The organism is Exiguobacterium sp. TDN 0502 (assembly GCF_050846835.1).
Classification (GTDB): domain Bacteria; phylum Bacillota; class Bacilli; order Exiguobacteriales; family Exiguobacteriaceae; genus Exiguobacterium_A.
Genome location: NZ_JBOZGJ010000017.1, coordinates 1 through 26306, shown reverse-complemented (window position 1 = coordinate 26306; position 26306 = coordinate 1). Strand labels below are relative to the sequence as shown.

Below are 26306 nucleotides of genomic sequence, written 5' to 3'. Positions count from 1 at the left end.
CTAAGGAATAGACTCTCACTATACCAAATCGAAAAGGGGCATGCTAGATGAAGTACACAGTCATTACAGGAGCTAGTTCAGGAATTGGATATGAGACAGCAAAATTACTCGCAGGAAATGGGAAATCACTTGTCCTTGTCGCACGACGGACGTCAGAGCTCGAAAAACTTCGGGATGAAGTCAAACAGATTTCACCAGATAGTGATGTTATCCTGAAATCCGTCGATCTCGCCGATAACCAAAACGTTCATGATTTATATGAAGGATTGAAGGAACTCGAAATCGAGACATGGATCAACAACGCCGGATTCGGTGATTTTGATCTCGTCCAAGACATCGATCTCGGAAAAATCGAGAAGATGCTCCGCTTGAACATCGAAGCGCTGACGATTCTCTCAAGTCTATTCGTCCGCGATCATCATGACGTCGAAGGAACAACACTCGTTAATATCTCGTCAGCTGGTGGCTACCGGATCGTGCCGAACGCGGTCACGTATTGCGCGACGAAGTTCTATGTCAGTGCCTATACGGAAGGTCTTGCGCAAGAACTGCAAAAAGGCGGCGCGAAACTCCGGGCGAAAGTGCTCGCACCGGCTGCAACAGAAACGGAATTCGCCGATCGTTCACGCGGGGAAGCAGGATTCGACTATAGCAAGAACGTCAAGAAGTACCATACGGCAGCTGAGATGGCAGGATTCCTGCATCAGTTGATCGAAAGTGATGCGATCGTCGGCATCGTCGACGGAGAGACATATGAGTTCGAATTGCGAGGTCCGTTGTTTAATTACGCGGGGTAATAATCAAAGAAAGTCCCTTTTTCGAATGAGAAAGGGACTTTCTTTATGTAAGTATTAGTTCATATGGAATAATCGAAAAAAGTACATTAATCACTTATTTTTTAAAGAGTTTCTTAGTTAATTTCCAATTATGGATTTTTTATCAAGATTAAATCCCCTTTTTTATGTTTTTGTATTAGTTTAACTATATCAAGATTTAAAAGCCAAGAGGTGTGAAGCTAGGCAATACATTACATCACATTGACAGAAAACCGAATGACCATTGGAAAAGAGGTGATTTAATGAAAAACATGATGTTCTTAGGACTCGTCGTTCTCCTGCTTACGAAGCTCTTTTCACTTCATTATGGGCTACAGGTAATCGATGATACGACGCTTAAAATATCTTTGTTGGCTTCGCTGATCGTTGTATTGATTGCGCGGAAGAAATGGAAGGTGACGTTTTCTACGGTGGAATGATCTAGAGAACGTAGGAATGATTGGGAGAGATAAAAAATGAGCGTCAGCGAATTTTTCGGCTGGAAAATCAACTTAGATGATGAACTGGAAGCTGTCATTGATGAGAGAGTGCGAAAAGTGGTAGTGATGGGAAACTTCATCGAACTGAGCGCAGTGTTGTGGTTGGATCAAAATGATGTCCTGCAGTTAAAACCAACATCGGATTGTGTCATTTCCATCGACGATGCTACAAAACAGATTACGATTCGCTCGGCAGAATTATTGAACATGAAAGAAGAGGGTTAAATGAAAAACGAGTCGATTCACGAAAGCGTGGAGGCGGCTCGTTTTTCATTTCAACATGCCAGTTACTTCAATTCATGTTGACCGGGGGCAGTCACCTCGACTTGATGCTGATCGTACACACTCGTTAGTACGTGACCTCCAATGATTTCATAGTTGTACGTATAGTCCGGTTCATTCGTGTATTCGACTTCTAACACATATCTACCGGTCTTCGACTCAAAGATTGTTTCTTTATTTGAAATATCTCGCTCGTATCCTGATTTAACTAACATGCGTTCAATCTTAATTTCAGTAAACGTTTTAGAAACGAAAAGGTACGTGGGGTAGGCGGCAATCAACATGAGGAGAACGATTAGCGTATAGATGAGTGGACGTACTTCCTTTTTCATATGACCCCATCCAATCTGTTGTTGTTTTATGAGTACTTCTTGTGATACCTATCTATTCGGTGTCGAAAAAAAGGAGGTTAACCCATGAGTAAATATCATCTATCCAGTATTCGATTAGTCCTGATTGTTGTCATCACGTCGTCGGTTTTCTATTACGGATTCGACTGGGAATTAGGTTACGGCATCATCTGGTTGATTGGCCTGGTTGGATTCACGATCTATCGTAATTTCGAGGCTGCCCGTGTTGAAAAGACGGAAGCAGATACAAAGAACAATTGATTTAACGAAAGGCAATCGTTCTTTGTATATAGATAGTTCTCATAAGACTAAGGCTTCTCCGTTTCACGTGATTCCACCTGCTTCAGTTCCTTATCTACTTTTGCTTCTTTAGAATAGACCGTCGATTTTTCGTATTCAGATGATTTTATGACCCGTCCGTCGTGCTTCGACGAAGGCAGAGGCAAGAAAGGCGAATACTCCCCAAAGAATCCACGCTGCCCCACGTCCGACAAGCAGAGGATCTGTTCCATACAAAGTTGTGCCCCATGTCAGAACGATTCCGTCTAGAAACGTCGCGACTAACAGTCCGAGACTTACACCAGGTACCAGCTGTTCGGCATTCAAACGAGCTACCTTTTTTATGATGATGACGGAAATCCACGAAACCGGTAAACCAATTAGAAAGGCGATCACGTTTCCGGCATTTTCAAACATCCCGATCTCAGAACCAAATCGGACTGACATGGCACCGACGAACCAAAACGATGCACCGAGTAAAATTAAGATGATACTTTGTCTTTTGGTAAACAAAGATGCTGAGGGATGAGTCGTCTCAGGATTTTTCAAGGTGAGTTCCTCCTTAATTTGTGTAGTATATACTACATAAATTAAATGTAGCACACGCTACAATTTTTAGCAATACTTAAAAAAATGTTATGAATCGCACTGTAGCAAAGGTCAATTGATGTCGATAGATAGGTACAGGATGTTCGAATACGAAACTGTCGTAGAACATGGAAACTGCAAGAAGGAGTGAATGACATCATGAACGAGACCTTACCGAGACCGCTGCGCTCTCCAGCAATTTTGTCGAGCCTGGAAGCGAACGTCGCGATGATTTATTTTGATCGACAACGACGTGTCGTTGACGTCAATGACTTGTTTGCGAAAACGATGAAATATAAGCGGGACGAGATGATTGGTCTTCATCATCATGCGTTCTGTACACCTGAATTCGCGAACAGCCGTGAGTACCAGGAATTTTGGACACGTTTGTTTTCTGGATTTAGTACGGCGGATAAAATCAAGCGTGTTGACGCCCGGGGCGACATCCTATGGCTTGAAGCCACCTACATGCCGATTTTTGAAGGAGAAGAGGTCGTCGGTGTCGTCAAGATTGCAAGTAACATCACGGACCGGATCGACCGTGTGCAAGGGTATGCGAAAAGTTTCCAGACACTCGCTGAAGGACTGAATCAACAGTCCATCCAAGGTTCATTAGAAGGGATTCAACTACAAGAAACGATGCACACGATTGCTAGTGAAACCGCTGAAAATCAACAAACGTTTGAGACGTTGTATACTCAAGCAATCGAAATCACGAAGATTGCTGATACGATCAAGGAAATCGCTGCCCGAACGAACCTGTTGTCATTAAATGCGGCAATCGAAGCAGCGCGTGCTGGCGAACATGGTAAAGGCTTTACGGTCGTCGCAAGCGAAGTCAAAAACTTATCGGATTTAGTCGGCAGTGCAGTCGTCGAAGTGCGTACGAATACGGAAACGATGAACCGTCATATCATGACAATGATGAAAAAAATTGAAGCGTCGCATCTCGAGGTCGAATCAAGCCTTGCGACAGTGAAAGAGACGATGCAACGGTTTACAGCAATTGAAGAGGTCGCACACCAGCTTGAGCAACAAACGGAAGACTTCCGGTCGTTCATTTAATGGAAATACATGCGCTATTTCGGCAATGTGAGTAAATCACATTGCTTTTTTGATTGTGTTGAATGATTTAGGGCATGATACTGGAGTCATAGGAAATAGATAGTTAGGAGGAAGAATATGAAGACATTATGGAATCAATTCATCGATCAACAGTATGCGAAACCACGCGGAATCATCGGTACATCCATTGGTGAAATCATGGTCCGGCAACATCATGAAGAGATGAAATGGACGATTGACTTACTTCGTGTGGAGGCAGGAGAAGCATTTCTAGAACTCGGCACGGGAGCAGGGCATGCTGTTTCCTATTTGCTTTCGCGAACAGATGCGAACCATGTTACGGGACTGGATTTCTCAAAAACGATGGTCCGGTCAGCAACTGTCCGAAATCGCCGCGCGATTCAAGCACAACGTGCGACGATTCAACAAGCCGATTTCAATCACTTAACACTACTCCATGAGACGGTCGACGGAATTTTTAGCATTCATACGATCTATTTTTGGGAATCTGTCGGTCGAACGCTTCAAGAAATGCATCGCGCCTTACGACCAGGTGGACGATTCGTATTGACATACTGTGATGGAAAAGCGGGGAGCGAGTGGCTAGATCTTCAAAAACAAATCGAACAAGAATTTATTCCCCTTGCTGAACAAGCCGGCTTCATGAATGTCGCAATCAAGCGCGGTCCGGTCATTCGTTCGTTTCATACGGTAGCGCTCGTGGGATATAAAGAGAGAGCCCGTTGACCGGACATCGGTGACGCGTTATAATTCAAATAGACGTTTGAATGAAAGAAAAAAGGGAGGTAACGTCATGGCACACGATCATCACCATCATCATACGGAGAACAAAAAGGTCCTGCGCCTGTCGTTTCTGATCATCACGTTGTTCATGATCGTCGAAGTCATCGGCGGCTTTTGGACGAACAGTCTCGCCTTGCTGTCGGATGCCGGGCATATGCTCAGTGACTCAATCTCCTTAGCGATCGCCCTGCTGGCATTTCAGTTCTCAAACCAAACACCGGATGCAAACAAGACATACGGTTCGAAACGGTTTGAGATTCTCGCAGCCATCTTTAACGGAGTGGCACTGATCGTCATCGCGCTCTACATTTTCGTTGAAGCGGTACAACGATTCCTCGATCCGCCGGATGTCGCAACGACTGGGATGCTGATCATCAGTGTTCTTGGATTACTCGTCAATCTCCTCGTTGCTTGGATCATGACACGCGGCGGTGGTCATGAGGACAACTTGAACATGCGCGGCGCGTACCTGCATGTCCTCAGCGATATGCTTGGATCAATCGGAGCAATCGCTGCCGCACTATTGATCATTTTCTTCGGTTGGGGATGGGCGGATCCGATCGCCAGTGTCATCGTCGCCCTCCTCGTCTTACGGAGCGGTTATCATGTGACGAAAGCATCGATCCACGTCTTGATGGAAGGAACACCGAGTGACGTCGATATCGACCAGGTCGTCTCAACGATTCAAACGAACGAAGCCGTCCTCGGTTTGCACGATTTGCATATCTGGTCCATCACGAGTGGGTACAACGCCTTGTCTTGTCATGTCGTCGTCAAGGCAGACATGACGGTCCGGGAGTCGGAGTCGATCCGGGAACAGATTGATCATGACTTAAAGCATGTCGGAATTGATCACGCGACGATTCAGGTTGAGACCAAACAGCACGATCATGGCAGCACTTTATATTGTGACGGCAAACAGCAATCGCATAGCCATTAACAAAACGAGCGCGCGTCCACAGAGGACGTGCGCTCGTTTCGTTATGCTCAAATGAGAGGGACCGTCGGTAGGAGCAATGTAGCGAATAAACTGATGCTCAGAAAAATCGAGTATCCGAAAAACGTCGTTTTTGCATTTCCGACAGCCCGGTTACCTAAGTACATGAATACGATGATGGATAAGAACGTCAAACCCGTCAAAATAGCCGAGTGGTGTTGATCCGGCGAAGGAGCAAGCGACTGGACGAGATGCGCAAGACCAAGTGGTAAGACGACGAGCAGAAAATAGTAGCCAAGTCGTGTCTCGGATGGAACGTCCACCTGTTCGTGTTCGGTTTCATAGTCATAACGCGTTTGCGTTTTCATGGATCTTCACCTCCCTTGCATATTAGTATAGCGAACGAACATGTCGTGACTGTTACAGAGAGATGAGAATGCCTTAACAGACGATGACGATGCGATGACGAAAAAAAGAATGGGCAGTGACTAGAAAAAAATGTAAGATGAAAGGAAAGTGACTTATTTAGGAAAGGAAATGGAAATCATGTCACGTGCGTTTCGTTTTATGTATATCTCGGATGTGTTGTCGACCGTCGGAACGAGTTTCGTCTATATCGCGATTTACTGGCTGAGTGCAGAAGAGGTCAGCGCTTCCGGTGTCGCGTTGCTCGCGACCGGTGTGTTCGTCATTCGTTTTCTCGTCTCGACGTTCGTCGGTCCGTGGATTGACCGGTTCGTCAGTGCGTCGCTCTATCAAACGTCCTTACTGATCCGCTTGCTGGCACTAGGTATTACGTTAGCGGGAATCGGACTGTCGGACGTCGTTTTGCCCTGGATACTCGGCTTACTCGTTGTTCAAACGATCCTGCAAATCGTCGGCGGGAATGCTGTGTTTACGTGGGTCGTTGATTTAGTCGAAGATGAACAATTGCCGCAAGCGAATGCTTATCTTGCAACGATCGAGCGAATCGGGACGTTAAGTGGATTCCTACTCGGTGGGATGATGGTTGCTCATTTCTCGATTTCGAGTATTTTATGGCTTGATCTTGGTCTGCATCTCGTCGCCTGGGTCCTCGTCCGGCATTTGACGGGGCAGGTCGCAGGCACGTCACGGATCCTACCGCGAAGCATTACTCGAAGGGATACGCCATGTCGTTCGAGACGGACACCTGAAATGGATTCTCGGCTGTGCGATTCTTGCGAACTGGATGATTACACCGATGAACACCTTACTTGCACCATATGCCAAGGACGTCTTATCGGGGAATGCGCAGACCTTTTCGGCGCTTGAGCTGGCGACGGTGATCGGGGGGATTGCGATGTCGCTTATCTACGGGAAATGGGTCATTTCCGTTCGACAAGATACGTTGTTTCGCGTCGCTGTCGTACTGCAAGGGTTTTCGATTGCGATCGTTGCTTATGTCTCGTCCGTTCCCCTTGCAATCGGCGGGTTCGTCTTACTCGGTATGGCACTGACATTGTTCGGGATTCCGTTCTCGACCTTGTTGCAGCGTTCGACGCCTGCGCACTTACTCGGACGGGTCCGGACCGCGATGGTCGCAGCTTCGACAGCATGTTCTGCGCTCTGTTACAGTCTGTCATCGTACTTGACGACGCTCTTTAGTATCTCGTTCGTTTTTCTGCTGTTTGCCTTAAGTGGTCTCGTGATGACCGGGATCTGGTTACTCATTCATCGTACCGTGTCCTTCACGGAGGTACGACAGGACAAGGTCGGATGAAATATCCGCCTTGAGGTGGAGGTAAGCGGTTTCGCATCTTTGTACACTAGAAATAGAAATGAACGATGAGGAGTGGAGTCGATGGAGAGTTTATGGGTCACGGCATTATTGTTTTTGATCCCGATCAGCGGGATGACGGTCTTTTTAAATGTATTGTGGCGCCGGATGGCTACGGAAGGTGTATCGAAGTAATCCTAAAAACAATCCATGCGTCTGTCTGCCGGTTTATAATCGGATGACGGGCGCTTTTTGTATGGCGATTTAAAGATTCATGTGTACACTGAAGAAGCGAGTAGCTTTACGATTTTGTATTTAAAAACATAAAGGAGGATTTTACATGAAAGCGATCATTACAGGCATGAACGGAACGGTAGCGCCCGTCGTTGCGGACGTTTTAGCAAAACACGACGTCAAAACAGTCGCGTGGGACCGGACGAAAGTCTCGACGACCGATGAATCCGCGATGCGGACATTTTTAGAAACCGAACGACCGGATTACTTCTTACATATCGGGATGGGGTCTGTCAGTTGGACGGAAGCACTCGCCCGCCTATGCCAAGAGTATAAGATTCCATTCTTCTTCACGAGTACGGTGTCTGTTTTCTCGGACGACGTGCCGGCACCGATTGAAAAGGACACGATGCCTGATGCGACCGATGAGTATGGCGCCTATAAGATTGCTTGCGAACAAGTAATCCAAGCAATCGATCCGCATGCGAAAATCGTTCGGATCGGCTGGCAAATCGGAACGAAGGCAGGTTCGAACAACATGGTCGACTTCTTTACGAACGAGATGAAGCAACACGGCGTCATTCGAGCGAGTCGAAACTGGTATCCGTCGAGTTCGTTGCTTGAAGATACGGCAGAAGCGCTCGTTACGATTTTACTGGAATGCGAAGCGGGACTCTATCAGTTGAACGGCAACGATCGTTATTCGATGTACGATTTAGCGCGTGCCTTAAATACACTCCACGCGAAAAACTGGACGATCGAACCAGTTGATGAACCACGCCGCGACAATCGGATGGCGACGGACGTCGTCTTGGTTCGTCCGTTATCAGAACGATTCCCCCACTAATCAAATATCCCGCTCTTTTTGACACGCGTCAAAGAGAGCGGGATGTTTTTTTACTGCGTGACTGGTGTTTCCGCTGTAAAAGCGAGTGCCGGTCCAAAGATTTCGTAATGCAGTTTATCTGGTGACGCCGTAAAGTGTTCGATGACAAATTGAATCATTGCTTGCGGGCCACAGACGTAAGTCGGATCCTTGATGCTTGCGATGATGTCTTTTGGCAGGCGACCCGCTTGATCCGTTGCCTGGTGCTCCGCGTAACGAACGACGTGCGCGCCACGTTGCTCGAGTAAGGTGAGTTGTTCTGTAAACGGACGATTGCGTTCATCCTGGACAGCGTGATGTAACGTCACGCGTCGTCCGGCAGCTAACGCTTCGTCTGCCATCGCAAGCATTGGTGTAATGCCGATCCCACCAGCAATCAGAACGACGGGTTCGTCGGATGCATCAAGCGTGAAAGCACCTGCTGGCGCACTGATCAACACCGTGTCACCGATGCGAGCTGCATGTAAGTAGTCGGAGACGATCCCTTCTCGTTTGACGCCAATCGTATAGGTCGTCGTGTTCGATGCCGTCGTCAGACTGTACTGACGATTGTGCCATAAGCCGTCTTGATCTTGAATCCGTACCGTGATGTATTGGCCTGCTCGATAAGCAGGAAGCGGACCGTCCGTTTTAAAAGTCAGCGAGCGAATGCCGTCTGCTTGTTCCTGAATGTCAGAAATCTCGACGGACTGATAACCGGAAAAGCCTTTCGCCTGCTCGTCCTGCGCGTATAGTTCAGCTTCAAGGGCGATGAACAGATCGGCAATCTCTCCGTACGCTTCACCCCACGCGTGCAAAATCTCCGGCGTCGCTGCTTCACCTAAGACGTCTTGCATCGCTCCGAGTAATTCTTGACCGACGAGTGGATACATCTCCGGTTTGATTTGTAGACTACGGTGTTTATGAAGAACCGGTAACAAGACTGGTTTTAACGTCTCGAGTCGATCGATGTGAGCAGCAGCGGCATAAACAGCCGTCGCAAGTGCTTGCGATTGTCGGTCGCTTCGTTGATTCGTTTGATTGAAGACGTGTTTCAGTTCCGGGTGAGCGAGGAACAGTCGCTGATAGAAGACTTTCGTGATTGCTGCGCCGTGAGCCGCAAGGACTGGTACCGTCGATTGGACGATTTGAATGGTAGAGGTTGATAACATAAGACCACTTCCTTTTCGCTAAGTAATGAAGACAGTCTTAGTATTTCGTACGCGCCATTTTAATACAACATTTAAAATACTAGATTAATGAACATCGTGTGTTTTGTCACAAGCAGGTCAAAATTTCGACAAGGATTCGTCACGATTGATTAGAGATCCAGAGCTTGGCGAAGTCAAAATAACCGAATGAATCAATCGTGATGTTTTGCAATTCGATCGGATACGGAATCAGTCGCGTATCATGATAGAACGGAATGAAATACGATTCGTCGATCAAGTAACGCTCGATTGCTTGGTGAATCGGGAGCCAGTCTTCGAACGGTGTCGCATCGTATTGTTCAATCCATCTCAGCATCTTTGGCATCTGTTGAAACAGGCGGATAGGCGGTGAGAACGTATTCGTCATGAACTGATAAAACGCATACTGTAGATTTCGCTCGAACACTTCCGCATGGATCGCGAGATCGATCGTATCGTACGCATGGAAATCGGTGATGCTCTCTTCAAACCCGACCGCGACGAACTCATACGGAATTCCGTCCTGATCAAATCGCTGACAGAGCCAGCGTGTCACCTTGTCCGTAAAATCAGTCAGCTTGATTCGGATCGGTTGCGTGAACAAAACGGCAGGACCATCCGGGACAGTATACGGTTGACTATAGGACTCAAGAAAACCACAGTCGTTCGGTTGTGCGCGTTCCTCAAATGCATGGATGTTACCACGGATTTCTGCAACGAGACGATGGATATAATGTCGCGCTTCAGCGGACTCGAACGGACCACCTGCCCGCGGATGAAGCAAGACGAGACCAAAGCCGGACTGCGTTGCGATCGTATCGATCGGACTGGAGTCAGAAGCCGATGTCCGGTAGACCGGATCGTATTGCTCCGGCATCTGGATGAACTCGATCCGGTCGAGCAGGGCGCGGATGCCGAAGTAACTCGGAAATGCCGTTAGAACGGTTTTTTTATCGTCATGTTGTGCAAGTTGGAACGCTCCCGTCCCGATGCCGTCTTTGATGATGCTCGTATGAATCGAGGCCAGTTGCGGCAAAATCGAACTCCGACGCTGATCGAGTGTGAGATCGACGCGGTACGGACCGTTCGAGACGATGTGTTTGACGTGCCGATAGGAATAAGCGTAAGCGGGATAGGCAATCAAGGCACGCAGACTCTTCGTTACTTCCTTACTCGTCAGGAGCGAACCGTCATGAAAGCGGACGTCCTTACGTAAGAAGAGGCTGAGTGTCGGACCATTCCAGACATAGTGATGTGCGAGTTCGCCCTGAATATTGCCGTCGCTATCGATTGTAAACAGGCGGTTGAAGACGTTTTGGACGAGGTGAGCGCTATGGATGTCCGCTGCTTCTAACGGGTGTGTCGTCAGGAAGTTGCGTTTCCGAGGAATCAGTAAAGCGTCTGATGTCGTTTGCGTATAGCCGAACTTTCGCTCGAGTTGGCGCATGAACCGTCCGGCTTGCGCCGGTGACCAGTCCCACGTTAATTCCTCTGTTACTGATTCGATTGAGTCACGGTCGATTCGCTCGAGCATCCGTTTCGCATACTCGCGTTCAACGTGGCGCAACCAGACGAGTTCACTCAAATTGCCTCGTCCACGACCACTCGTATAGTCAATCCAGCCTTCATCCTGCCATTTATTGAGATATCGTTTTGTTTGTTTAGGACTTAAATGGATGGCATCCGCAAGTGTCGCGATTGAGTAATGTCCATTTCGGCAAGTCTTCCATAACATAAAAAGATAAGCATCCATCTCATTCATCCTCCTTAAAAGGGGACATCTTTTTTGAATGACGTCCATTTTTCTTATGTATTGTCTTGTTTATGATACAGGTAGAGAATGGAAGGTGACAATATGAAATGGAAAGAAATACCGAAACCAATTAAAGTACGTCTCATCACATCGTTTTTTAACCGGGCTGTCTCGTTTTCGATCATGCCGTTCATGGCTCTCTTGTTCGTCAAGGCATTCAACGAAGTCGTTGCTGGTGCGTTTTTGATTGCGATGGTCTTCGTCAGCTTCATTACCAATCTACTCGGCGGATATCTCGCTGACCGTTTTTCCCGTAAACGGCTGCTCGTCACGACATCGACGCTCACGGCATTGACGTTCATCACGATGACGATTTCCTTATCACTCGACTGGATGTTGCTGTTCATGGTCATTTACGCCGTCTTCTCGGTGACGAGTAACCTTGGTCGCCCGGCAATGAGCGCAATCATCATCGATGCGACGACGAAGGAAAACCGCCAAGCGGTCTACGCGCTCGACTACTGGCTGATCAATCTCTCAATCGCCATCGGAACGGCGCTCGGTGGCTGGCTTTACGTTAGTAACCAGTTGCTGTTGTTTTGGATCTTGAGCTTTACGTCATCCGTCTTACCGATCGCTTACTACCTGTTTCTCGACGACACACCGCGGACGTGGCAACGACAAAAATTACGTGGCGTTCTCAGCGATATCTTCAACAGTTATCAGCTCGCCTGGCAAGACCGCCCATTCGTCAGAGTCGTCTTCGGTTCAATGTGTATCTTAGCGGCTGAATTTTCGATGGGGAGTTACGTCGCCGTCCGCCTCGCCGATTCGTTCGAACCGCTATCGTTTGCCGGTTGGTCAATCAACGGCGTCCGGATGATGAGTATCATCAACATTGAAAATACGTTACTCGTCGTCACGTTGACGTTCATCGTCCAGCGGCTCGCGAAGCGCTTGTCGCCACGGCGGACGCTTGCTGCAGGTCTGATGCTGTACACGATCGGATATGTCGTCGTGACGAGTGCCAACAGTATGACGGCACTGATGGTTTTCATCTTCATCGCAACGATCGGCGAGTTGCTCTACTCACCGGTCTTGAATACACAAAAAGCGAACATGATGCCAGCCGATCAACGCGGGGCATACTCAGCGTTTGCGGGAACGTCGTTTGCCGGAGCCGACTTACTTTCCCGGTCGACGATTTTAGTCGGGACATTTTTAATCCCGTCGATGATGAGTGTTTACCTCGGATTGATTCTTTTGACGGGCTTCGGTTTAGTCTACACGAGTCTGTTCGTGAAGGAATCGGTCGCGCGGCAGCGAAACGTATCTTAATAAGGGGGAATCGAGATGAATTTACCAGATACATTAGAAACACCACGGCACCTTTTGCGCCGTTGGCAAGAAGACGATGCAGAAGCACTGTATGCTTACGCAAAGGATCCGAACGTCGGACCAAAGGCAGGTTGGGCACCGCATGCCTCGCTTGACGAGAGTCGCGAAGTGATCGGGATCTTTCAAGCGTCACCTGGCGAATATGCAGTCACCGATAAGGAGACCGGAGAAGTGATTGGGAGCTTTGGTTTTCACTTCAATCGTCGTCCGGATGAGTCAATCACGCATGATCGTCAAGTTGAAATTGGTTATGTCCTTGCGCCAAACTACTGGGGAGAAGGGCGGATGCCAGAAATCGTCGAAGCGATGCTCGATTTCATCTTCCGTGAGTTACCAGTCGATATCGTCTGGTGTGGACACTTTGATTTCAACGATCAATCACGCCGTGTCGTTGAAAAATTAGGCTTTACGCATGTCCTTGATCGACCATTCGTCTTGGAGCGAATTGACGGACGGACCGTGACGAGTCATGTCTACAATTGGACGCGTGAGCGGTATGAAGTAGAGCAAGGCATAAAAAATACGTAATACACAAAACGACCTCATCGCTGAGGTCGTTTTTTACTATTAGAACGAAAGCAAATTCTTTAGTGACTTGGGGATTTTGACTGATCTTGTTTAGATTCACGGATAAAAGTGACTGCAATCGTTATGGAGGTCAAAACATAACTAACGAGCACAGCAGTGATCTTTGACAAATCAAACAGAGATAGAAGTAATAGTTGGGGTACGAAAAAGACGAACAATGCAATCGGCAAAATCCATGTTTTCGTCTTCCATGCCGTGACGAGTATCCAGATAATCAATAGGGCACCAAGTAACCAACCGACGCTTAGAGATAACGTGATCTTTGGCGAATCGATAATTCCATTGACGACTAGTAGTCCGATGATTAATAAAAGATGAACGCTACCATGAATCCCGTAACGCATGATACGAGGGCGTGCGCCATCACGTAAAGCATCTTGACGGAAAAGAAACGCCAGAGTCGTCAGGTAAAAGGCACTAATTAGGAGGAAGCCACCTACGAGCAGGATACTGAACGTCGTTATACCATTTAAGAGTTTTTGGAGATAGAGAAAACTCGATGCGCCGAGAAAGACTTGCAAGACAATCCAAAACGCTTCTTTCGGATCGAACGCCATCTCTTTCGAAATCGACTGGATGTAGTCTGCAGGACTGTCACCGGTGATCGCACGAACCGATTTCCCGTCCGCTTCCGCTTCGATCAGGTGATCTTCGAGTTCGGTAACGATCTCATTCGTCGCCTGTTCATTTTTACCCGAAGCAAGTAGATATACCTTTAAGTCTTCCAAAAATCGTGTAGATTCCGTCGATAGGGTCATCTCATTCGTCCTCCTTTAAAATGCTTTCGACACTCGTCGAAAGGTGGTGCCATCTTTGCTTGAAGGCGGCGAGTTCTTCAACACCGCTCGTCGTGATCGAATAGTACTTTCGTTTTGGACCGGACGGAGAGACGCGTGAGGTTGCTTCGATCCAGTCCAGTTTTTGCATTCGGATCAATAAAGGGTAGATCGTCCCTTCGCTAATGTCAGCGAAACCATACGCTTTGAGTTTGGTCGCCAGTTCATAGCCATAAATCTCTTCTTCCGCAATCAGTGCGAGTAAGCAGCCGTCGAGAATTCCTTTTAACATTTGCGTCGATGACATCCGCATCTTCCTTTCGCTACTTGGTATTACAAGGTAATGATACGCTATGCTATTTTGTATTGCAAGGTAGTGTGTAAAATAAATCCAATGAATTTGAGGAAGAAGCTTTCATAACAGATTAATATGTAATATATTACTTGTATGAAACCTACAATTGATGACTTATCCATTGCACGACTTCCTTTAAGTGAGGAAGTGTATCGGCGCCTGCAACACCATATCATCACCTTACGTCTTGCCCCAGGCGAGAAGGTGAACGATCAAGCACTCGCGGAAGCGTTCGGCGTCAGTCGGACGCCGGTCCGCGAAGCCTTGAAACGACTCGAAGAGGAGGGATTGATTTTTGCCAAACGGGGCTCACGGACGATTGTGACGGAACTCGATGCTGAACAGGCACAGCAAACCTATCCGATCATCGCGACACTGCATGCGTTAGCGGCACGACTTGCCGGTCCACAGCTGACGGAAGACGACTTAACGAAACTTCAAACGATCCATCACCAGTTCACGACAGCGATTGATTTGCAGGAGACGGAAACGGCACTGGCGCTTGACGATGCTTTTCACGATGTCTTCGTGGAGCGCAGTCAGAACGATCAACTACGGGAGACGATCCGCCGATTGACTCCGTTGATCCGCCGGCTCGAATATGCTCAGTTTGATCAACTCGGACGCCAGTCGATTGCCGATCATGCCGCGATTTTGAACGCGTGTGAAAAACGAGACATCGAACAACTCGTCCAAGCGACGGAGCATAACTGGAACGGACTCGGTCGTCTACTCGTCTCGACATTAAAAAAGGAGGAGAGCTGATGCGACCGATTCTCTACGGCATACTCGCAGCGATGTTCTTCGCTGTTACGTTCATTCTCAATCAATCAATGCAAGGGGCAGGCGGTCACTGGATCTATAGTGCGTCACTCCGCTTTTTCCTGATGTTGCCGTTCTTTATCGGCATCGTTTTGCTACGTCGCGGGATCGGGCGCGTCGTACAGGCGCTTCGAGCCGATATCGGCTTTTGGTTACTGTATGGAACGATCGGCTTTGGATTGTTTTACGGGAGCATTTGTCTTGCTGCTGACTACGCACCAGGCTGGTTGATTGCCGGGACATGGCAGTTGACGATTCTAGCGGGACCGCTGCTCGCGCCCTTATTCAACCAACGGATTCCGTGGTCGGCACTCAAGTATTCTGTCCTGATTGTCCTCGGTGTCGTCGTCATGCAACTATCAGTCGCAGGAAGCCTGTCGCTCCAGTCACTCCTGTTCGGTGCCTTACCGGTGCTCGGCGCGGCGATTGCTTATCCGCTCGGGAACCGGAAGATGATGGAACGCTACGGGGATCAGCTCGATGTGTTCGAACGGATTCTTGGGATGACGCTCGCCAGTCTACCGTTTTGGATCGTTCTTTCCGCGATTGCCTACATACAGGTCGGCTTACCGAGTGTCAGTCAAGCTGCCCAGTCCGGTTTCGTCGCCTTGTTCTCCGGAGTCATCGCAACGTCGCTCTTCTTTTACGCGACGTCGCTCGTCCGGACAGAACCGGTCCGTCTTGCTGCGATTGAAGCGACCCAGTCGTTTGAAATCGTCTTTACCGTTCTTGGGGAGATTCTTTTCCTCCACGCGGCACTGCCAACGGGACTCGCGACACTCGGCATCATCCTCGTCATGCTCGGGATGACATTGCATAGTTTGAATCAGGCAGAGCGAACCGTCGTTCGTTCCGCTAAACGAAAAATCAATTGAGAAAGTAGGCTGTCAGATGGTTTTAACAGGTACACTCGTCAATACCGTCCTGATCATCATCGGGACGTTGCTTGGATTGATGTTCCACCGGATTCCGGAACGCATGAAGGAGACCGTCTTGCAAGCGATTGGTCTAGCCGTCGTCGTGCTCGGGATGCAGATGGGGATGAAAAGTACGAACTTCTTGATCGTCATCGGGAGTCTCGTCCTTGGTGGCGCGATCGGCGAATGGTTCCGGCTCGATGAGAAACTCGACCGGATGGGGGCGTGGCTCGAACGTAAGATCAGTCGCGGGCGTCCGTCGAACATCGCGGAAGGGTTCGTGACAGCGACGTTGATCTTCGTCATCGGCGCGATGGGCGTGTTAGGAGCGCTCGACGGTGGACTACGTCAGGATCACGACGTCCTGTATACGAAAGGGTTGATTGACGGGTTTACGGCACTCGTCCTCAGTTCAACGCTCGGGATCGGTGTCATGTTCTCGGCGATTCCTGTCTTTCTCTATCAAGGGGCGATTGCACTGAGTGCCGTTGCAATCACGAAATTCATTCCCGACGCCGTCCTGCAGGAATTCATCTTGGAGATGACGGCGACTGGTGGGGTGATGATTGCGGCGATTGGTCTTAATCTTGCTGGCATCACGAAGATTCGTGTTGCGAACTTGTTACCAGGAATCGTCATCGTTGCGGTCATCGTGACGGGCTTACATCTATTCTAACGAGACATCCCCGCCTGTCCGAGAGGACGAGCGGGGATGTTGTGTTAGGTCTCGATTAACGCGTCCGATGAATAGGCAGTGATCGTATGTCCATCGTAATGGAAGTCATGCAATAACGGTTGATTCGTTGAAAGGGCGACCGGTAAGTAGTGCCGGAGATTGCTGATGATTCCCATGTTATCGTCGTTTAAGATCCAGTCGAGCGATTTCCAATCGAGGATGCCTTCGACCGTCATGACCGGTGTCGCAAACGGACGGTTTTGTAGATCAGCGAGATAGAGATACATCCCGGACGTCTCTTCCCCGTGTAAGCGAACGATGCCTTTTGGTGTCACCGTGTCTAACGTGATGCCGGTCTCTTCGAACGTCTCGCGGATGACGGCAGCTTCCGGTGTCTCGCCCGGTTCGATCTTACCGCCGACGCCATTCCACATGCCCATCGCCGGTCGCTTTTGTCGATTGACGAGTAAAAAGTGGTCCGCGTGACGGATTAAACAAAGCGTATATCGATCCATGTTGATTACTCCTGTCCTAAAAAGTGTGTCTGATATAGCATCTCGAATTGAGCGGGACCAGCGACCGGCAATTCAGTCGTCGTTGTGTCTTCGATTCGTAATGTCCGCTCGGTCAACGTCTTTTGTCCACTTGGTGTCCGCATCGCGACGAGACGACCTTTGTTGAACGGCGAAGCGTCGCTCTGCTGAATGATCTGTTCCATTTTCGATAAGTCGTTCGTCGTAATGGCTGTCTCACGGTCGAACTTGTAGCCAGTCACGAATTCTACCTGTCCTGTCCGCTGAATTTCGAGAACATCCTCTGTGCTAATGCGGTAACTGCCGCTTGCGGAATGAACCGTCTCCCCACTTAACGGAACCGGAACGAGCGGTAAATTGACGCCGAAGCCGGTATCAAGCAGGTGTGTCTCATTCCAGATGATTGCAACGTGGGTCGGTCCTGTCGCTGACCAGGCGGCAGATTTTTGATCATAGACGGTCGCTTGCACGAGTCGCACCGGACAGTTTAGTTCCTGCAAAACACGATGCAGCAGTCCGTTCAAGTCATAACAGACACCGCCGCGTTGCTCCGTCAAGAATGTCTCGATGAAGCGGTCGTCGTTAAACGGACGGACTCGTTTCTCAAGGACAGTCGTATTCTCGAACGGCAAATGGTACGCAAAGGCTTCCAGTAAACGAGGTAATTGATCGAATGTGATCGTCTCGAGTGGAAATTCGATACGCCGTGCCAAGTCTTTCATCCAATTCATCTCAAGTTCCTCCTTTATTCACTACCTGATTATCCCATAATGCTTCAGAAAATGTTGCTATTAACCTATATTATCTGAAAATAAGGATAAGCCTTTTGCTTGATGGAAATCTTTGATATGCTGAGATAGGATTAATTAAGAATGATTCTCAATATCGAATCACGAATTAAAGGAGGTCTCACCATGAGACGCAAAACTTGGATGACGGCGTTGACGCTCCTCGTGTTGAGCAGTTTGATGCTTGCGGCCTGTTCAGGTCAAGCTGAACAAACAAATCAAAAGACGCGGACAATCACGCACGAAGCAGGAAAAACGAAGGTGCCAGAGAAACCGAAGAGGGTCGTTGCCCTCGAATTCTCATTTGTCGATGCATTAGACGAACTTGGCATCACACCAGTCGGGATCGCACAAGAAAACAAGACCGATGTCTCCGGACTACTCGGAAAAGACATCTCGTTCACGGAAGTCGGTACACGCCAACAACCGAACCTCGAAGTGATCAGTTCCTTGCAGCCAGATTTAATTATCGGCGACTTCAATCGCCATAAAGGAATCTATAAACAATTACAAGAAATCGCACCGACGATCATCCTGAAGAGTCGGAATGCAACGTACGAACAAAATATCGATTCGTTCAAGACGATTGCGGAAGCGGTCGGTAAAACAAAACAGATGGACGATCGTCTTGCGCTGCATGAAGAGCGGTTAGAGGCAGCAAAGAAAAAGGTGGATCCAAAAGATGACCGCAAAGTCATGGTCGGTGTCTTCCGCGCCGATTCATTGACGGCACACGGTGAAACGTCGTTTGACGGTGAATTACTCGAGAAGATCGGGATTGGGAACGCCGTGACGAAAACGGCGGAACCGACTGTGACGATTACGTTAGAGCAGATGGTCAAGTGGGATCCGGATGTCATCTTCATGGCGGAAGCCGATCCGAAACTGCTGAAGGAATGGAAAAACAATCCGCTCTGGAATCAAATCACGGCAGTCAAGAACAAGGAAGTCTACGAAGTCAATCGTGACCTCTGGACACGCTACCGTGGTCTTGACGCTGCAGAACAGATCGTCGACGAAGCGATTCAATTGTTACAACAGAAATAACGAACGACAAAAAGCCGGAGCAATCTGGCTTTTCGTCTTGATGAAAGGGGAAACATCCGGTGCAGCGGAAACGTCTAATCTTCGTACTTTTATTACTCGGTTGCTTAGCGGTTTATAGTAGCCTGTTCTTTGGCATCACACAGATGAATCCGATTCACTTAGTCCAAGAATGGATCAGTGGCACGACATCAAAAGCGGGACTTGTCCTGACGAATCTGCGCGTACCACGGCTCTTACTCGGGTTGTTGCTCGGAGCGAATCTCGCTGTTGCAGGGGCAATCATGCAAGCCGTGACGCGGAACCCACTCGCTTCACCGCAAGTGTTCGGAGTCAATGCCGGTGCATCGTTTCTCGTCGTCGTCAGTCTACTCGTCTTTCCGTCGCTCGGAACGGCAAATCTGATCTACTTCGCTTTTGCTGGCGCCTTAGTCGGAGGGGTGCTCGTCTTTTCGTTCGCCTCCGTTCGCGGGATGACAGCATTAAAACTCGCCCTTGTCGGGATGGCGATTCATCTCTTACTGACGTCGCTGACGAAAGGCTTGATTTTGTTCAACGACCGGATTACGAACGTCCTGTACTGGTTGTCCGGTTCGCTCAGTGACGCGAGCTGGCTCGAACTCCGGATCGTCTTACCGTGGTCGCTTGCCGGATTGCTGCTTGCTGCGAGTCTTGCGAAATCGCTCGCTGTCTTCCAACTCGGGCAAGACGTCGCGGTCGGACTCGGGCAAAAAGTAACGCGGATCCGTCTGCTTGCCGGCATCAGTGTCGTGTTACTCGCAGGCGTCACCGTTGCCGTCGCCGGAGCAATCGGCTTCATCGGTTTGATGGTGCCGCACATCACGCGGCGACTCGTCGGGGAAGATTACCGGATCGTTCTGCCGGTCGCTGCCGTCATCGGTGGTCTGTTGTTGACATACGCCGATGTCCTCGCGCGGTTCATTGCCTATCCGTATGAATCACCAGTCGGTATCGTGACGTCATTGCTCGGAGCACCATTCTTCCTTCTGCTGGCACGCCGCCAGATGAAAGGGGGATTACGATGAGAGACATGCGTCGGATCCTGATTGTCGCAGTAATCGTCCTTATCACGAGCTTCGTTTTACTGTCGGTCGGTTCGATTCAGTTATCGGTAACGGAACTCTGGCAGTCATTCTTTGGTGGAAAGGATGCCTTCATCGTTCAAAATTACCGCTTGCCGCGAACGGTCCTTGCCTTTTTAGCAGGTGCGAGTTTCGCTCTTGCTGGAGTCATCTTACAAAGTGTTATCCGTAATCCATTGATTTCGCCGGACGTGATTGGTGTGACGAACGGAGCGTCACTATTCGCCGTTTTGACGATTGCCCTCGTGCCGGACGGTCCGCTCTTGTTGACACCGCTCGCCGCCTTCATCGGGGCAGCACTCGTCATGTTAGCGTTGATGATGCTTGAGCGGGGTGGCAACGTCTCCCGCAGTTCGTTTGCGTTACTTGGTATCGCCGTTAGTGCGATCTGTGCTTCAGGAACAGAATACCTGTTGATTAAATTTCCACTCCAGACGAACGATTCACTCGTCTGGCTTGCTGGAAGTCTATTCGGGAAAGGATGGCAGGAAGTGTTGATCTTAGCGCCGGTGCTCGTCGTAATCGGTGCGATCCTCTTCTATCGACACCGTCAACTCGATGTCTTATCACTTAGTGAGGAAGTCAGCATTGGTCTCGGGTTACCGATTCAGCGGACACGGCACGTCTTCTTGGCGCTCGCTGTCGTCCTAGCCGGTGTTGCCGTCGCGACGGTCGGTGCGATTGGATTCATCGGTTTGATTGCGCCGCATATGGCACGGCGTCTCGTCGGTCATAAGCATCTCGCAGTGTTGCCGATGGCGCTGTTGCTCGGTGGCGGGTTACTTGTCGTTGCGGATGCGCTCGGTCGTGGGATTCATCCGCCGCTTGAAGTACCAGCCGGATTGATCACAGCAATCATCGGTGTACCGTACTTCCTGTATCTCTTACGGAGAGAACGAACGGCATGATATTCGATCTACCAAAAATGGAGTCCTAGCGATTACGCGAAGGACTCCATTTTTTATGAAAGACGGTTTGTCAAATTAAGCGCAACACTTCTTCAGAAAAGACCTCGTATGCGGTTTTCCAATCCAAACACTTTCGTGGTCGATTGTTGATTCTAGAAAGTGCGTGATTCAGTTCTGCCAAGTTGATTATTCCGAAGTTCGTTCCCTTTGGGAAGAACTCACGGAGAAGACCATTGGCATTCTCATTGCTGCCACGCTGCCATGAAGAATAAGGATCTGCGAAGTACATCGGGATACCGAGGGAATCCTGTATCCGTTCGTGACAGCTGAACTCTTTACCACGATCCGTTGTCATGGTTTGAAACGTTCCCGAAGGGTAAGAAGCATGAAGTGTTCGGATGGCATGTTCCATCGAGTGAGAAGAACGATCGACCATCGGTAGTACGATATAGAACCGACTTTTGCGTTCGATGAATGTCGCGACACATGCCTTAGTTTGTCCTCGTCCTGATACGACAGTATCCAACTCCCAATGTCCGAAAGTCTCTCGACCCCGGACGTCCGACGGACGTTTACTGATCGGAAGCCCGATGTTGAAGCGACCTCGTGTCTCACGTGGCTTTTGACGCTTGCCTTTTTGTCGCAAAACGCCTAGATCGCTCTTGATGAATCCTTTATATATCCATCGATAGATTGTAGTGTACGATGGTCCCTGTTCGCGAGAGAGCCGTCCTGCAATCTGTTCGGGAGACCACGTCTCTCGCAGCTTCGAAAGGATGCGTGACCCAAGCGAAGCGCTGAACAGCGTGCGTGCGCCACAATTCTTCTTTTTCATCTCATAACGTCGTCCGGCGTTGATCGCATTGTAAGAGGGATTCCGTTTTAGTTCGCGTGAGATCGTGGACGGCTGTCGTCCTAGATGCTGAGCGATTTTTCGCATTGAAAATCCAAGCTCTAAATAAGTTTCTATTTTGACTCTTTCTGATGTGGTAAGATGAACATAGCTCATAACGAATCCTCCGTTGAATTTGGTGTGGTAACTCTATTCTACACGAGGCCGTTATGGGTTTTTTTGTATTTTCAGCTAAGTGTTGCACTTAATATTACAATTCGTCAAAGGAAAAAAGTACGCACCTGACGAATCTGAACTGCTCCCCGTCAAGTAGACAGGATAAATAATAAAAATCTTTTAAACGGCTTGTGCTCTGTATTCTAATGGAGCCAAGCCGTTTAATCGTTGTTGATACCGTTCTTCATTGTAGAAATGAATATACTTCTGAATCGCAAGTTGGAGTTCGTCGAACTCCGTAAACTTATGTAGATAATAACTTTCGCATTTCAACGCTCCCCAAAAGGACTCGATCGGACCATTATCAATACATTTACCAACCCGAGACATACTTTGTGTAATGCCTGCCACGCGTGTCATGTGACGGAACGCATGCGACGTATATTGAAACCCTCGATCACTATGAAGCAAAGGACGGCTTCCGGGTGCGCCCTGCAGGGCGAGTTCAAGCGTATCGAACACGAGCTGATTATTGTTCGAGTGCCCTAGAACGAAGGCGCGGATGGATCCGTCATATAGGTCCAGAATGGCGCTCAAATACGCTTTCTGAGAAGTACCATACTTTAATTCCGTGACATCCGTCACCCATTTTTGATTCGGTCCTACCGCGTTGAAGTCACGGTTCAGAATGTTCTAGGCGGTCTGTTGAGGACGATTACGAATGTACAAAGGACGTTTCCGGCGTATGACGCAATGAATACCTGCGACATGCATCAGACGACGGACGCGCTTAGCGTTAACGTTTCTTCCGAAACGACGTTTCAAGTTCAATGTCATCCGTCGATAGCCATAGATTCCGTTCACCGAAAGGTGGATCTGGTTCATCTCTTCGATGATTTTCATGTTCTCCGTCTCATGCGCTTTCGGTATACCGATACGACGCAACCACTTGTAGTAGGCAGCGCGCGAGACACCAGCCAAATGACATAGGGCGATGATCGGATAACCGAATTGCTCTACCGATGATTGAATGGCTTCGTATTTGTCTTGAAGACGAATTTGACTTAACGTGACCTCCTCTCGATCTCCTCTAACTTTTTTAAGAAATCGTTCTCCATACGTAGACGTTCATTTTCTTTCACGAGTCGTTTCAGCTCCAATGCAAAACGCTCTGTATCCGTCAATTCTTCTAGTGGCTTCTGACGTCCGCGACGGTCCATCAGTGCGTCGATTCCGTCCTTCTCGAACTTTCTTACCCAGCTATAGATTTGTTGGTACGAGACCCGATGGGTCTCCATGATGCGTTGATAGTCTTTCCCATTTTCTATACAGTCCATCACTGCCTGGATACGCTCTTCGAATGTAGTGGTTCTACCTTTAGTCATAATGGATCGCTCCTTCAATAGTTTCCCTTGAGTACTATGACTAGTATACTTCCGAATCCATCTTGCAAGTACGCTTAAACTCGAAATATTAAACCGTACTGTAGCGCTAGTGAGCGATTCTTCTCGAGTCAGAACTGCGCGTACAGCCTCCATTTTTAGTTCTTCTGGATAACCTGTCCATCTTGTTCGATCAAAAAGTGCTGAGGAGCCGTATGTACGATATTTTGCTCTCCATCTATTCAAGGTCGTGACTGAAAGCTCGAAGAGCGAGGCAATTGACTTGATAGAGTCGATTCCGTCCTCACACATCTTAATGATCCGTAGTTTTTCATCTGGCGAAAACTTAGATTTAGACATAGAAAAAGCTCCCTTCAAAAAGTGGACAGTTTTTGTTATTTCAACTGTCTACTTTTTGGGGAGCATATCATCCCTTGGTTTCGATACGCTTTTTCAACGAATAAAGAAGCGAGCCAAGGCGTATAGGCTGGTCGTTTGTTCAAGTCATTTTCAAATAGGGAGACGGTTCCTACACATGTGACATCGTCTAAAGCCACAAATGTCACAGGATACGACGCATCTAATTTTTTGTCTAAAAATCCTCTTACTTTATCATAAGATGTCGTCCCTTTTTTCTTTTGAACAAATTCGTTATGAATCATTGTGGCAACAACTTCTAATTGTTCAGGATGATTCGATAATGTATCAATGATCATCTATTCATCTCCCTTTCAACGTGTATCAATCATTGAATCAATCCGGTGTGGAACTTATGATTATTATTAGTCAGAATAGTACACCTGTACATATCATATTAAAGGAGTCTTGGAATGAACTTAGAACAATACTTGAGAAAACATTATGGGAATGTGAACTTATTTGATCGTTCTTTTGTTGAGAAGGATTTAGTAATTCACGTAGACTTAGTGAAAGACCTTTATCAGTTAAAGAAAAATTCATATGAAATCAACGAGCAATATTTTAAACAGGTATACGAAAAATCAAACGAATTGTTTGATAATCTATTCAAAGAAGAGGAGTCCCTTTACTTCGTCGTGCATGTGAGAAGTGAGCGCGGTAAGTATCAAAATTCAGAAACGAAAGTGTTCCGTCACTTAAAAAGTAGAGAAGATAAATACAACATAAAGTTCGTAGAAAAAGTGATTGATGAAGAAGAGCAAGTGGTCGAATATGCCGTGTTATTACCGAACAAAAACGCGTTAGATTATAAGCGTGTAATTAAAGCAATCTGCAATCAGGATTTCCCAACGTTACAACCAAGATTTCGTCAAACGTATACATACTATCCGGAAGTCTTTTTCGTGAACATGGATCGGAATATCGTCATGAATATCTATGATGATCGCGGTTGTTTCCTTCTGTTCGGTGATTCAGAGACGTATGATATGTTTGAGAAGAAATATCGTAATGATATTAGTTAATCGTCAATCGTGTTTTCATCGGTTAGCGAAACGTTCAAGCTAGTGCTAAAAAGCCGATTACTGAAAAAATAAAAAGTACTAATAGAGAAGTGAGCAATGTTAACGCAAGGATTTTCCCCATATTTTTTAGGCTTAGAATGGCAGTGATTAGGGCGAGTGAAATACCTACTAACATATAATTGGTTCCCCAAAAACCATTGAAAGGCAATAACTTGACCGTTATGAAAGTAAAGACTACGATACCAATCGAGATCCATCCTAGATTTTTCCGCATAGACTACCTCCTCTAAAAAATTCATCCGTATAGTCATAAATTGTCTCTTTTAAGCATATCATTACAAATGTTGGTAGATAAAGAGTTTTGTAATAGTCGCTTAAATGTGGCTTAAATTAATTTCGTGTCATACATCTGACTGTCAAAAGACATAACAACAAGCAGAAAACAATTGAGCGGTTGTCATCGACAAACAATCCCTCACTCTAATTCGAATGAGGGATTACTTGTTTCATCATTAAATTGTCAACTCAATCACATTACCTTCCGGATCGGCGATCGTACTCTCATAGTACCCGTCTCCTGTCGTCCGGGGACCGTCAAGATGTATTACCCCCGCCTTGCGTAACCGCCGGACCGTCCAGTCATCGACCGCTTGTTTACTTCCAAGTGAAAAGGCGAAGTGGGCATAACCGAGTGTATTGGATGCTTTTTCTGTAATGTCCGTCCGTTTCATCAATTCAAGGCGTGGACCACTTGAGAACGTCAGGAAATACGACGTGAAGCCTTTCGCCGGATTGTGATACCGTTCGCCCGCCGTCGCCTTAAAATGCGTTACGTAAAACTGACGCATTCCTTCAAGATCTTCCACCCAAAGGGCGATATGTTCAATCTTCATTTTTACAGAATTTACGAGCGAGAAAGCCCACTCCTTTAGGGGTGGGATGATAGCGAGTTCGGGGATGGGGTGTCTTCAGACACCTCATGTCCCCGACTGTTCTTCCTGATGAAATGCATTTATAGTAAATCTATAATGGAGTTAATTATTATGATGAAGGAGGTGTCAAAGATGAGTCGAGTCGTCACGGTAGAAGTTCGAGTCTATGCCACTCGTCGTCAGGATGCCATCCTAAAAAGGATGGGCAAGACCTATATTCATACCGCCAACCG

The 26306-nt window shown here is 47.9% G+C and carries 32 protein-coding genes and 1 pseudogene; 19 read left to right on the top strand and 14 right to left on the bottom strand.

What is annotated here, in order from left to right; all coding sequences use genetic code 11:
- The first annotated feature begins 47 nt into the window (after positions 1 to 47).
- The 3 genes from ACRPK8_RS14210 (at position 48) to ACRPK8_RS14200 (ending at position 1540) form a co-directional block, all read left to right on the top strand.
- Entirely contained in the window at positions 48 to 797 is a 750-nt protein-coding gene (locus ACRPK8_RS14210; RefSeq protein ID WP_432238741.1) for an SDR family NAD(P)-dependent oxidoreductase, read from the top strand.
- Between the two features lie 281 nt (positions 798 to 1078).
- Complete coding sequence (locus ACRPK8_RS14205; RefSeq protein WP_432238740.1) at positions 1079 to 1255, top strand: hypothetical protein; 177 nt, start codon at positions 1079 to 1081, stop codon at positions 1253 to 1255.
- A gap of 36 nt (positions 1256 to 1291) precedes the next feature.
- On the top strand, positions 1292 to 1540 hold the full coding sequence (locus ACRPK8_RS14200; protein WP_432238739.1) for a hypothetical protein: 249 nt from the start codon (positions 1292 to 1294) through the stop codon (positions 1538 to 1540).
- A 62-nt stretch (positions 1541 to 1602) separates the two neighbouring features.
- On the opposite strand, the gene ACRPK8_RS14195 is transcribed toward ACRPK8_RS14200, so the two are convergent.
- Positions 1603 to 1929, bottom strand: a complete 327-nt coding sequence (locus tag ACRPK8_RS14195) for a DUF3139 domain-containing protein (protein WP_432238738.1) — start codon at positions 1927 to 1929, stop codon at positions 1603 to 1605.
- An 84-nt stretch (positions 1930 to 2013) separates the two neighbouring features.
- On the opposite strand from ACRPK8_RS14195, the gene ACRPK8_RS14190 reads away from it, so the two are divergent.
- Complete coding sequence (locus tag ACRPK8_RS14190; protein WP_432238737.1) at positions 2014 to 2208, top strand: hypothetical protein; 195 nt, start codon at positions 2014 to 2016, stop codon at positions 2206 to 2208.
- A gap of 135 nt (positions 2209 to 2343) precedes the next feature.
- On the opposite strand, the gene ACRPK8_RS14185 is transcribed toward ACRPK8_RS14190, so the two are convergent.
- A complete protein-coding gene (locus tag ACRPK8_RS14185) occupies positions 2344 to 2775 on the bottom strand; it encodes a hypothetical protein (RefSeq protein ID WP_432238736.1) in 432 nt (143 codons plus the stop codon).
- A 198-nt stretch (positions 2776 to 2973) separates the two neighbouring features.
- Here ACRPK8_RS14185 and ACRPK8_RS14180 point away from each other — a divergent pair, with 198 nt between their 5' ends.
- From ACRPK8_RS14180 to ACRPK8_RS14170, 3 genes are all read left to right on the top strand, one after another.
- On the top strand, positions 2974 to 3879 hold the full coding sequence (locus tag ACRPK8_RS14180) for a methyl-accepting chemotaxis protein (RefSeq protein ID WP_432238735.1): 906 nt from the start codon (positions 2974 to 2976) through the stop codon (positions 3877 to 3879).
- A 117-nt stretch (positions 3880 to 3996) separates the two neighbouring features.
- Entirely contained in the window at positions 3997 to 4626 is a 630-nt protein-coding gene (locus ACRPK8_RS14175; RefSeq protein ID WP_432238734.1) for a class I SAM-dependent methyltransferase, read from the top strand.
- Between the two features lie 67 nt (positions 4627 to 4693).
- Positions 4694 to 5623 (top strand): cation diffusion facilitator family transporter, encoded by a 930-nt coding sequence (locus tag ACRPK8_RS14170; protein ID WP_432238733.1) that lies wholly within the window; start codon positions 4694 to 4696, stop codon positions 5621 to 5623.
- A 47-nt stretch (positions 5624 to 5670) separates the two neighbouring features.
- Here the strand turns inward: ACRPK8_RS14170 and ACRPK8_RS14165 are convergent, their stop codons facing one another.
- Complete coding sequence (locus tag ACRPK8_RS14165; protein WP_432238732.1) at positions 5671 to 5988, bottom strand: hypothetical protein; 318 nt, start codon at positions 5986 to 5988, stop codon at positions 5671 to 5673.
- 169 nt (positions 5989 to 6157) lie between these two features.
- Here ACRPK8_RS14165 and ACRPK8_RS14160 point away from each other — a divergent pair, with 169 nt between their 5' ends.
- From ACRPK8_RS14160 to ACRPK8_RS14150, 3 genes are all read left to right on the top strand, one after another.
- Entirely contained in the window at positions 6158 to 6913 is a 756-nt protein-coding gene (locus ACRPK8_RS14160; RefSeq protein WP_432238731.1) for an MFS transporter, read from the top strand.
- On the top strand, positions 6843 to 7361 hold the full coding sequence (locus ACRPK8_RS14155; protein WP_432238730.1) for a hypothetical protein: 519 nt from the start codon (positions 6843 to 6845) through the stop codon (positions 7359 to 7361). Before ACRPK8_RS14160 ends, ACRPK8_RS14155 begins: the two co-directional genes overlap by 71 nt.
- A gap of 337 nt (positions 7362 to 7698) precedes the next feature.
- Positions 7699 to 8439, top strand: a complete 741-nt coding sequence (locus ACRPK8_RS14150; RefSeq protein ID WP_432238729.1) for a sugar nucleotide-binding protein — start codon at positions 7699 to 7701, stop codon at positions 8437 to 8439.
- Between the two features lie 50 nt (positions 8440 to 8489).
- On the opposite strand, the gene ACRPK8_RS14145 is transcribed toward ACRPK8_RS14150, so the two are convergent.
- Positions 8490 to 9629, bottom strand: a complete 1140-nt coding sequence (locus ACRPK8_RS14145) for a globin domain-containing protein (protein WP_432238728.1) — start codon at positions 9627 to 9629, stop codon at positions 8490 to 8492.
- Positions 9630 to 9768: 139 nt separating this feature from the next.
- Positions 9769 to 11382: an ABC transporter substrate-binding protein gene (locus ACRPK8_RS14140; RefSeq protein ID WP_432238727.1), complete on the bottom strand. Its 1614-nt coding sequence runs from the start codon at positions 11380 to 11382 to the stop codon at positions 9769 to 9771.
- A 120-nt stretch (positions 11383 to 11502) separates the two neighbouring features.
- Here ACRPK8_RS14140 and ACRPK8_RS14135 point away from each other — a divergent pair, with 120 nt between their 5' ends.
- Both ACRPK8_RS14135 and ACRPK8_RS14130 read left to right on the top strand, forming a co-directional pair.
- The gene (locus ACRPK8_RS14135; RefSeq protein WP_432238726.1) at positions 11503 to 12738 is read left to right on the top strand and encodes an MDR family MFS transporter; all 1236 of its coding nucleotides are present in this window, start codon (positions 11503 to 11505) and stop codon (positions 12736 to 12738) included.
- 15 nt (positions 12739 to 12753) lie between these two features.
- The gene (locus tag ACRPK8_RS14130; protein ID WP_432238725.1) at positions 12754 to 13326 is read left to right on the top strand and encodes a GNAT family N-acetyltransferase; all 573 of its coding nucleotides are present in this window, start codon (positions 12754 to 12756) and stop codon (positions 13324 to 13326) included.
- Positions 13327 to 13385: 59 nt separating this feature from the next.
- Here the strand turns inward: ACRPK8_RS14130 and ACRPK8_RS14125 are convergent, their stop codons facing one another.
- Both ACRPK8_RS14125 and ACRPK8_RS14120 read right to left on the bottom strand, forming a co-directional pair.
- Positions 13386 to 14144, bottom strand: coding sequence for a hypothetical protein (locus ACRPK8_RS14125; RefSeq protein ID WP_432238724.1), 759 nt, complete (start codon positions 14142 to 14144; stop codon positions 13386 to 13388).
- A 1-nt stretch (position 14145) separates the two neighbouring features.
- Positions 14146 to 14469, bottom strand: a complete 324-nt coding sequence (locus tag ACRPK8_RS14120; RefSeq protein ID WP_056061231.1) for a PadR family transcriptional regulator — start codon at positions 14467 to 14469, stop codon at positions 14146 to 14148.
- A 141-nt stretch (positions 14470 to 14610) separates the two neighbouring features.
- Between ACRPK8_RS14120 and ACRPK8_RS14115 the strand changes: the two genes are divergently transcribed.
- Genes ACRPK8_RS14115 through ACRPK8_RS14105 form a run of 3 tightly spaced genes read left to right on the top strand, consistent with a single transcriptional unit; the run spans position 14611 to position 16932 of the window.
- A complete protein-coding gene (locus tag ACRPK8_RS14115) occupies positions 14611 to 15282 on the top strand; it encodes a GntR family transcriptional regulator (protein ID WP_432238723.1) in 672 nt (223 codons plus the stop codon).
- Complete coding sequence (locus tag ACRPK8_RS14110; protein WP_432238722.1) at positions 15282 to 16214, top strand: DMT family transporter; 933 nt, start codon at positions 15282 to 15284, stop codon at positions 16212 to 16214. The genes ACRPK8_RS14115 and ACRPK8_RS14110 overlap by 1 nt, the downstream gene beginning before the upstream one ends.
- A 16-nt stretch (positions 16215 to 16230) precedes the next feature.
- Positions 16231 to 16932, top strand: coding sequence for a DUF554 domain-containing protein (locus ACRPK8_RS14105; protein WP_432238721.1), 702 nt, complete (start codon positions 16231 to 16233; stop codon positions 16930 to 16932).
- Between the two features lie 44 nt (positions 16933 to 16976).
- Here ACRPK8_RS14105 and ACRPK8_RS14100 read toward each other — a convergent pair whose 3' ends face one another.
- Together ACRPK8_RS14100 and ACRPK8_RS14095 are read right to left on the bottom strand one after the other, a co-directional pair.
- A complete protein-coding gene (locus ACRPK8_RS14100; RefSeq protein WP_432238720.1) occupies positions 16977 to 17447 on the bottom strand; it encodes an NUDIX hydrolase in 471 nt (156 codons plus the stop codon).
- Positions 17448 to 17452: 5 nt separating this feature from the next.
- Positions 17453 to 18196, bottom strand: coding sequence for an arylamine N-acetyltransferase family protein (locus tag ACRPK8_RS14095; RefSeq protein ID WP_432238719.1), 744 nt, complete (start codon positions 18194 to 18196; stop codon positions 17453 to 17455).
- Between the two features lie 183 nt (positions 18197 to 18379).
- Between ACRPK8_RS14095 and ACRPK8_RS14090 the strand changes: the two genes are divergently transcribed.
- The 3 genes from ACRPK8_RS14090 to ACRPK8_RS14080 are packed head-to-tail and all read left to right on the top strand — an operon-like array spanning position 18380 to position 21308.
- The gene (locus ACRPK8_RS14090; RefSeq protein ID WP_432238718.1) at positions 18380 to 19300 is read left to right on the top strand and encodes an ABC transporter substrate-binding protein; all 921 of its coding nucleotides are present in this window, start codon (positions 18380 to 18382) and stop codon (positions 19298 to 19300) included.
- A 59-nt stretch (positions 19301 to 19359) separates the two neighbouring features.
- Complete coding sequence (locus tag ACRPK8_RS14085; protein ID WP_432238717.1) at positions 19360 to 20343, top strand: FecCD family ABC transporter permease; 984 nt, start codon at positions 19360 to 19362, stop codon at positions 20341 to 20343.
- 5 nt (positions 20344 to 20348) lie between these two features.
- Positions 20349 to 21308: a FecCD family ABC transporter permease gene (locus tag ACRPK8_RS14080; protein ID WP_432238774.1), complete on the top strand. Its 960-nt coding sequence runs from the start codon at positions 20349 to 20351 to the stop codon at positions 21306 to 21308.
- Positions 21309 to 21378: 70 nt separating this feature from the next.
- Here ACRPK8_RS14080 and ACRPK8_RS14075 read toward each other — a convergent pair whose 3' ends face one another.
- From ACRPK8_RS14075 to ACRPK8_RS14065, 3 genes and pseudogenes are all read right to left on the bottom strand, one after another.
- Positions 21379 to 22317, bottom strand: a complete 939-nt coding sequence (locus ACRPK8_RS14075; RefSeq protein WP_432238716.1) for an IS30 family transposase — start codon at positions 22315 to 22317, stop codon at positions 21379 to 21381.
- 180 nt (positions 22318 to 22497) lie between these two features.
- A pseudogene (locus tag ACRPK8_RS14070) lies at positions 22498 to 24059 on the bottom strand (IS3 family transposase).
- A 35-nt stretch (positions 24060 to 24094) separates the two neighbouring features.
- Positions 24095 to 24415 carry a GNAT family N-acetyltransferase gene (locus ACRPK8_RS14065; protein ID WP_432238715.1) on the bottom strand — a complete coding sequence of 107 codons (321 nt, stop codon included), beginning with the start codon at positions 24413 to 24415 and terminating at the stop codon, positions 24095 to 24097.
- Positions 24416 to 24529: 114 nt separating this feature from the next.
- Between ACRPK8_RS14065 and ACRPK8_RS14060 the strand changes: the two genes are divergently transcribed.
- Positions 24530 to 25141 carry a DUF3885 domain-containing protein gene (locus ACRPK8_RS14060; RefSeq protein WP_432238714.1) on the top strand — a complete coding sequence of 204 codons (612 nt, stop codon included), beginning with the start codon at positions 24530 to 24532 and terminating at the stop codon, positions 25139 to 25141.
- Between the two features lie 34 nt (positions 25142 to 25175).
- On the opposite strand, the gene ACRPK8_RS14055 is transcribed toward ACRPK8_RS14060, so the two are convergent.
- Positions 25176 to 25415 (bottom strand): hypothetical protein, encoded by a 240-nt coding sequence (locus ACRPK8_RS14055; RefSeq protein ID WP_432238713.1) that lies wholly within the window; start codon positions 25413 to 25415, stop codon positions 25176 to 25178.
- 238 nt (positions 25416 to 25653) lie between these two features.
- A complete protein-coding gene (locus ACRPK8_RS14050; protein ID WP_432238712.1) occupies positions 25654 to 26034 on the bottom strand; it encodes a VOC family protein in 381 nt (126 codons plus the stop codon).
- Positions 26035 to 26306: the final 272 nt, after the last annotated feature.

Coding starts and splice junctions, on each gene's coding strand:
- ACRPK8_RS14210 (WP_432238741.1), top strand. CDS start 48: ATGAAGTACACAGTCATTACAGGAGCTAGTTCAGGAATTGGATATGAG.
- ACRPK8_RS14205 (WP_432238740.1), top strand. CDS start 1,079: ATGAAAAACATGATGTTCTTAGGACTCGTCGTTCTCCTGCTTACGAAG.
- ACRPK8_RS14200 (WP_432238739.1), top strand. CDS start 1,292: ATGAGCGTCAGCGAATTTTTCGGCTGGAAAATCAACTTAGATGATGAA.
- ACRPK8_RS14195 (WP_432238738.1), bottom strand. CDS start 1,929: ATGAAAAAGGAAGTACGTCCACTCATCTATACGCTAATCGTTCTCCTC.
- ACRPK8_RS14190 (WP_432238737.1), top strand. CDS start 2,014: ATGAGTAAATATCATCTATCCAGTATTCGATTAGTCCTGATTGTTGTC.
- ACRPK8_RS14180 (WP_432238735.1), top strand. CDS start 2,974: ATGAACGAGACCTTACCGAGACCGCTGCGCTCTCCAGCAATTTTGTCG.
- ACRPK8_RS14175 (WP_432238734.1), top strand. CDS start 3,997: ATGAAGACATTATGGAATCAATTCATCGATCAACAGTATGCGAAACCA.
- ACRPK8_RS14170 (WP_432238733.1), top strand. CDS start 4,694: ATGGCACACGATCATCACCATCATCATACGGAGAACAAAAAGGTCCTG.
- ACRPK8_RS14165 (WP_432238732.1), bottom strand. CDS start 5,988: ATGAAAACGCAAACGCGTTATGACTATGAAACCGAACACGAACAGGTG.
- ACRPK8_RS14160 (WP_432238731.1), top strand. CDS start 6,158: ATGGAAATCATGTCACGTGCGTTTCGTTTTATGTATATCTCGGATGTG.
- ACRPK8_RS14155 (WP_432238730.1), top strand. CDS start 6,843: ATGAACACCTTACTTGCACCATATGCCAAGGACGTCTTATCGGGGAAT.
- ACRPK8_RS14150 (WP_432238729.1), top strand. CDS start 7,699: ATGAAAGCGATCATTACAGGCATGAACGGAACGGTAGCGCCCGTCGTT.
- ACRPK8_RS14145 (WP_432238728.1), bottom strand. CDS start 9,629: ATGTTATCAACCTCTACCATTCAAATCGTCCAATCGACGGTACCAGTC.
- ACRPK8_RS14140 (WP_432238727.1), bottom strand. CDS start 11,382: ATGTTATGGAAGACTTGCCGAAATGGACATTACTCAATCGCGACACTT.
- ACRPK8_RS14135 (WP_432238726.1), top strand. CDS start 11,503: ATGAAATGGAAAGAAATACCGAAACCAATTAAAGTACGTCTCATCACA.
- ACRPK8_RS14130 (WP_432238725.1), top strand. CDS start 12,754: ATGAATTTACCAGATACATTAGAAACACCACGGCACCTTTTGCGCCGT.
- ACRPK8_RS14125 (WP_432238724.1), bottom strand. CDS start 14,144: ATGACCCTATCGACGGAATCTACACGATTTTTGGAAGACTTAAAGGTA.
- ACRPK8_RS14120 (WP_056061231.1), bottom strand. CDS start 14,469: ATGTCATCGACGCAAATGTTAAAAGGAATTCTCGACGGCTGCTTACTC.
- ACRPK8_RS14115 (WP_432238723.1), top strand. CDS start 14,611: ATGAAACCTACAATTGATGACTTATCCATTGCACGACTTCCTTTAAGT.
- ACRPK8_RS14110 (WP_432238722.1), top strand. CDS start 15,282: ATGCGACCGATTCTCTACGGCATACTCGCAGCGATGTTCTTCGCTGTT.
- ACRPK8_RS14105 (WP_432238721.1), top strand. CDS start 16,231: ATGGTTTTAACAGGTACACTCGTCAATACCGTCCTGATCATCATCGGG.
- ACRPK8_RS14100 (WP_432238720.1), bottom strand. CDS start 17,447: ATGGATCGATATACGCTTTGTTTAATCCGTCACGCGGACCACTTTTTA.
- ACRPK8_RS14095 (WP_432238719.1), bottom strand. CDS start 18,196: ATGAATTGGATGAAAGACTTGGCACGGCGTATCGAATTTCCACTCGAG.
- ACRPK8_RS14090 (WP_432238718.1), top strand. CDS start 18,380: ATGAGACGCAAAACTTGGATGACGGCGTTGACGCTCCTCGTGTTGAGC.
- ACRPK8_RS14080 (WP_432238774.1), top strand. CDS start 20,349: ATGCGTCGGATCCTGATTGTCGCAGTAATCGTCCTTATCACGAGCTTC.
- ACRPK8_RS14075 (WP_432238716.1), bottom strand. CDS start 22,317: ATGAGCTATGTTCATCTTACCACATCAGAAAGAGTCAAAATAGAAACT.
- ACRPK8_RS14065 (WP_432238715.1), bottom strand. CDS start 24,415: ATGATCATTGATACATTATCGAATCATCCTGAACAATTAGAAGTTGTT.
- ACRPK8_RS14060 (WP_432238714.1), top strand. CDS start 24,530: ATGAACTTAGAACAATACTTGAGAAAACATTATGGGAATGTGAACTTA.
- ACRPK8_RS14055 (WP_432238713.1), bottom strand. CDS start 25,415: ATGCGGAAAAATCTAGGATGGATCTCGATTGGTATCGTAGTCTTTACT.
- ACRPK8_RS14050 (WP_432238712.1), bottom strand. CDS start 26,034: ATGAAGATTGAACATATCGCCCTTTGGGTGGAAGATCTTGAAGGAATG.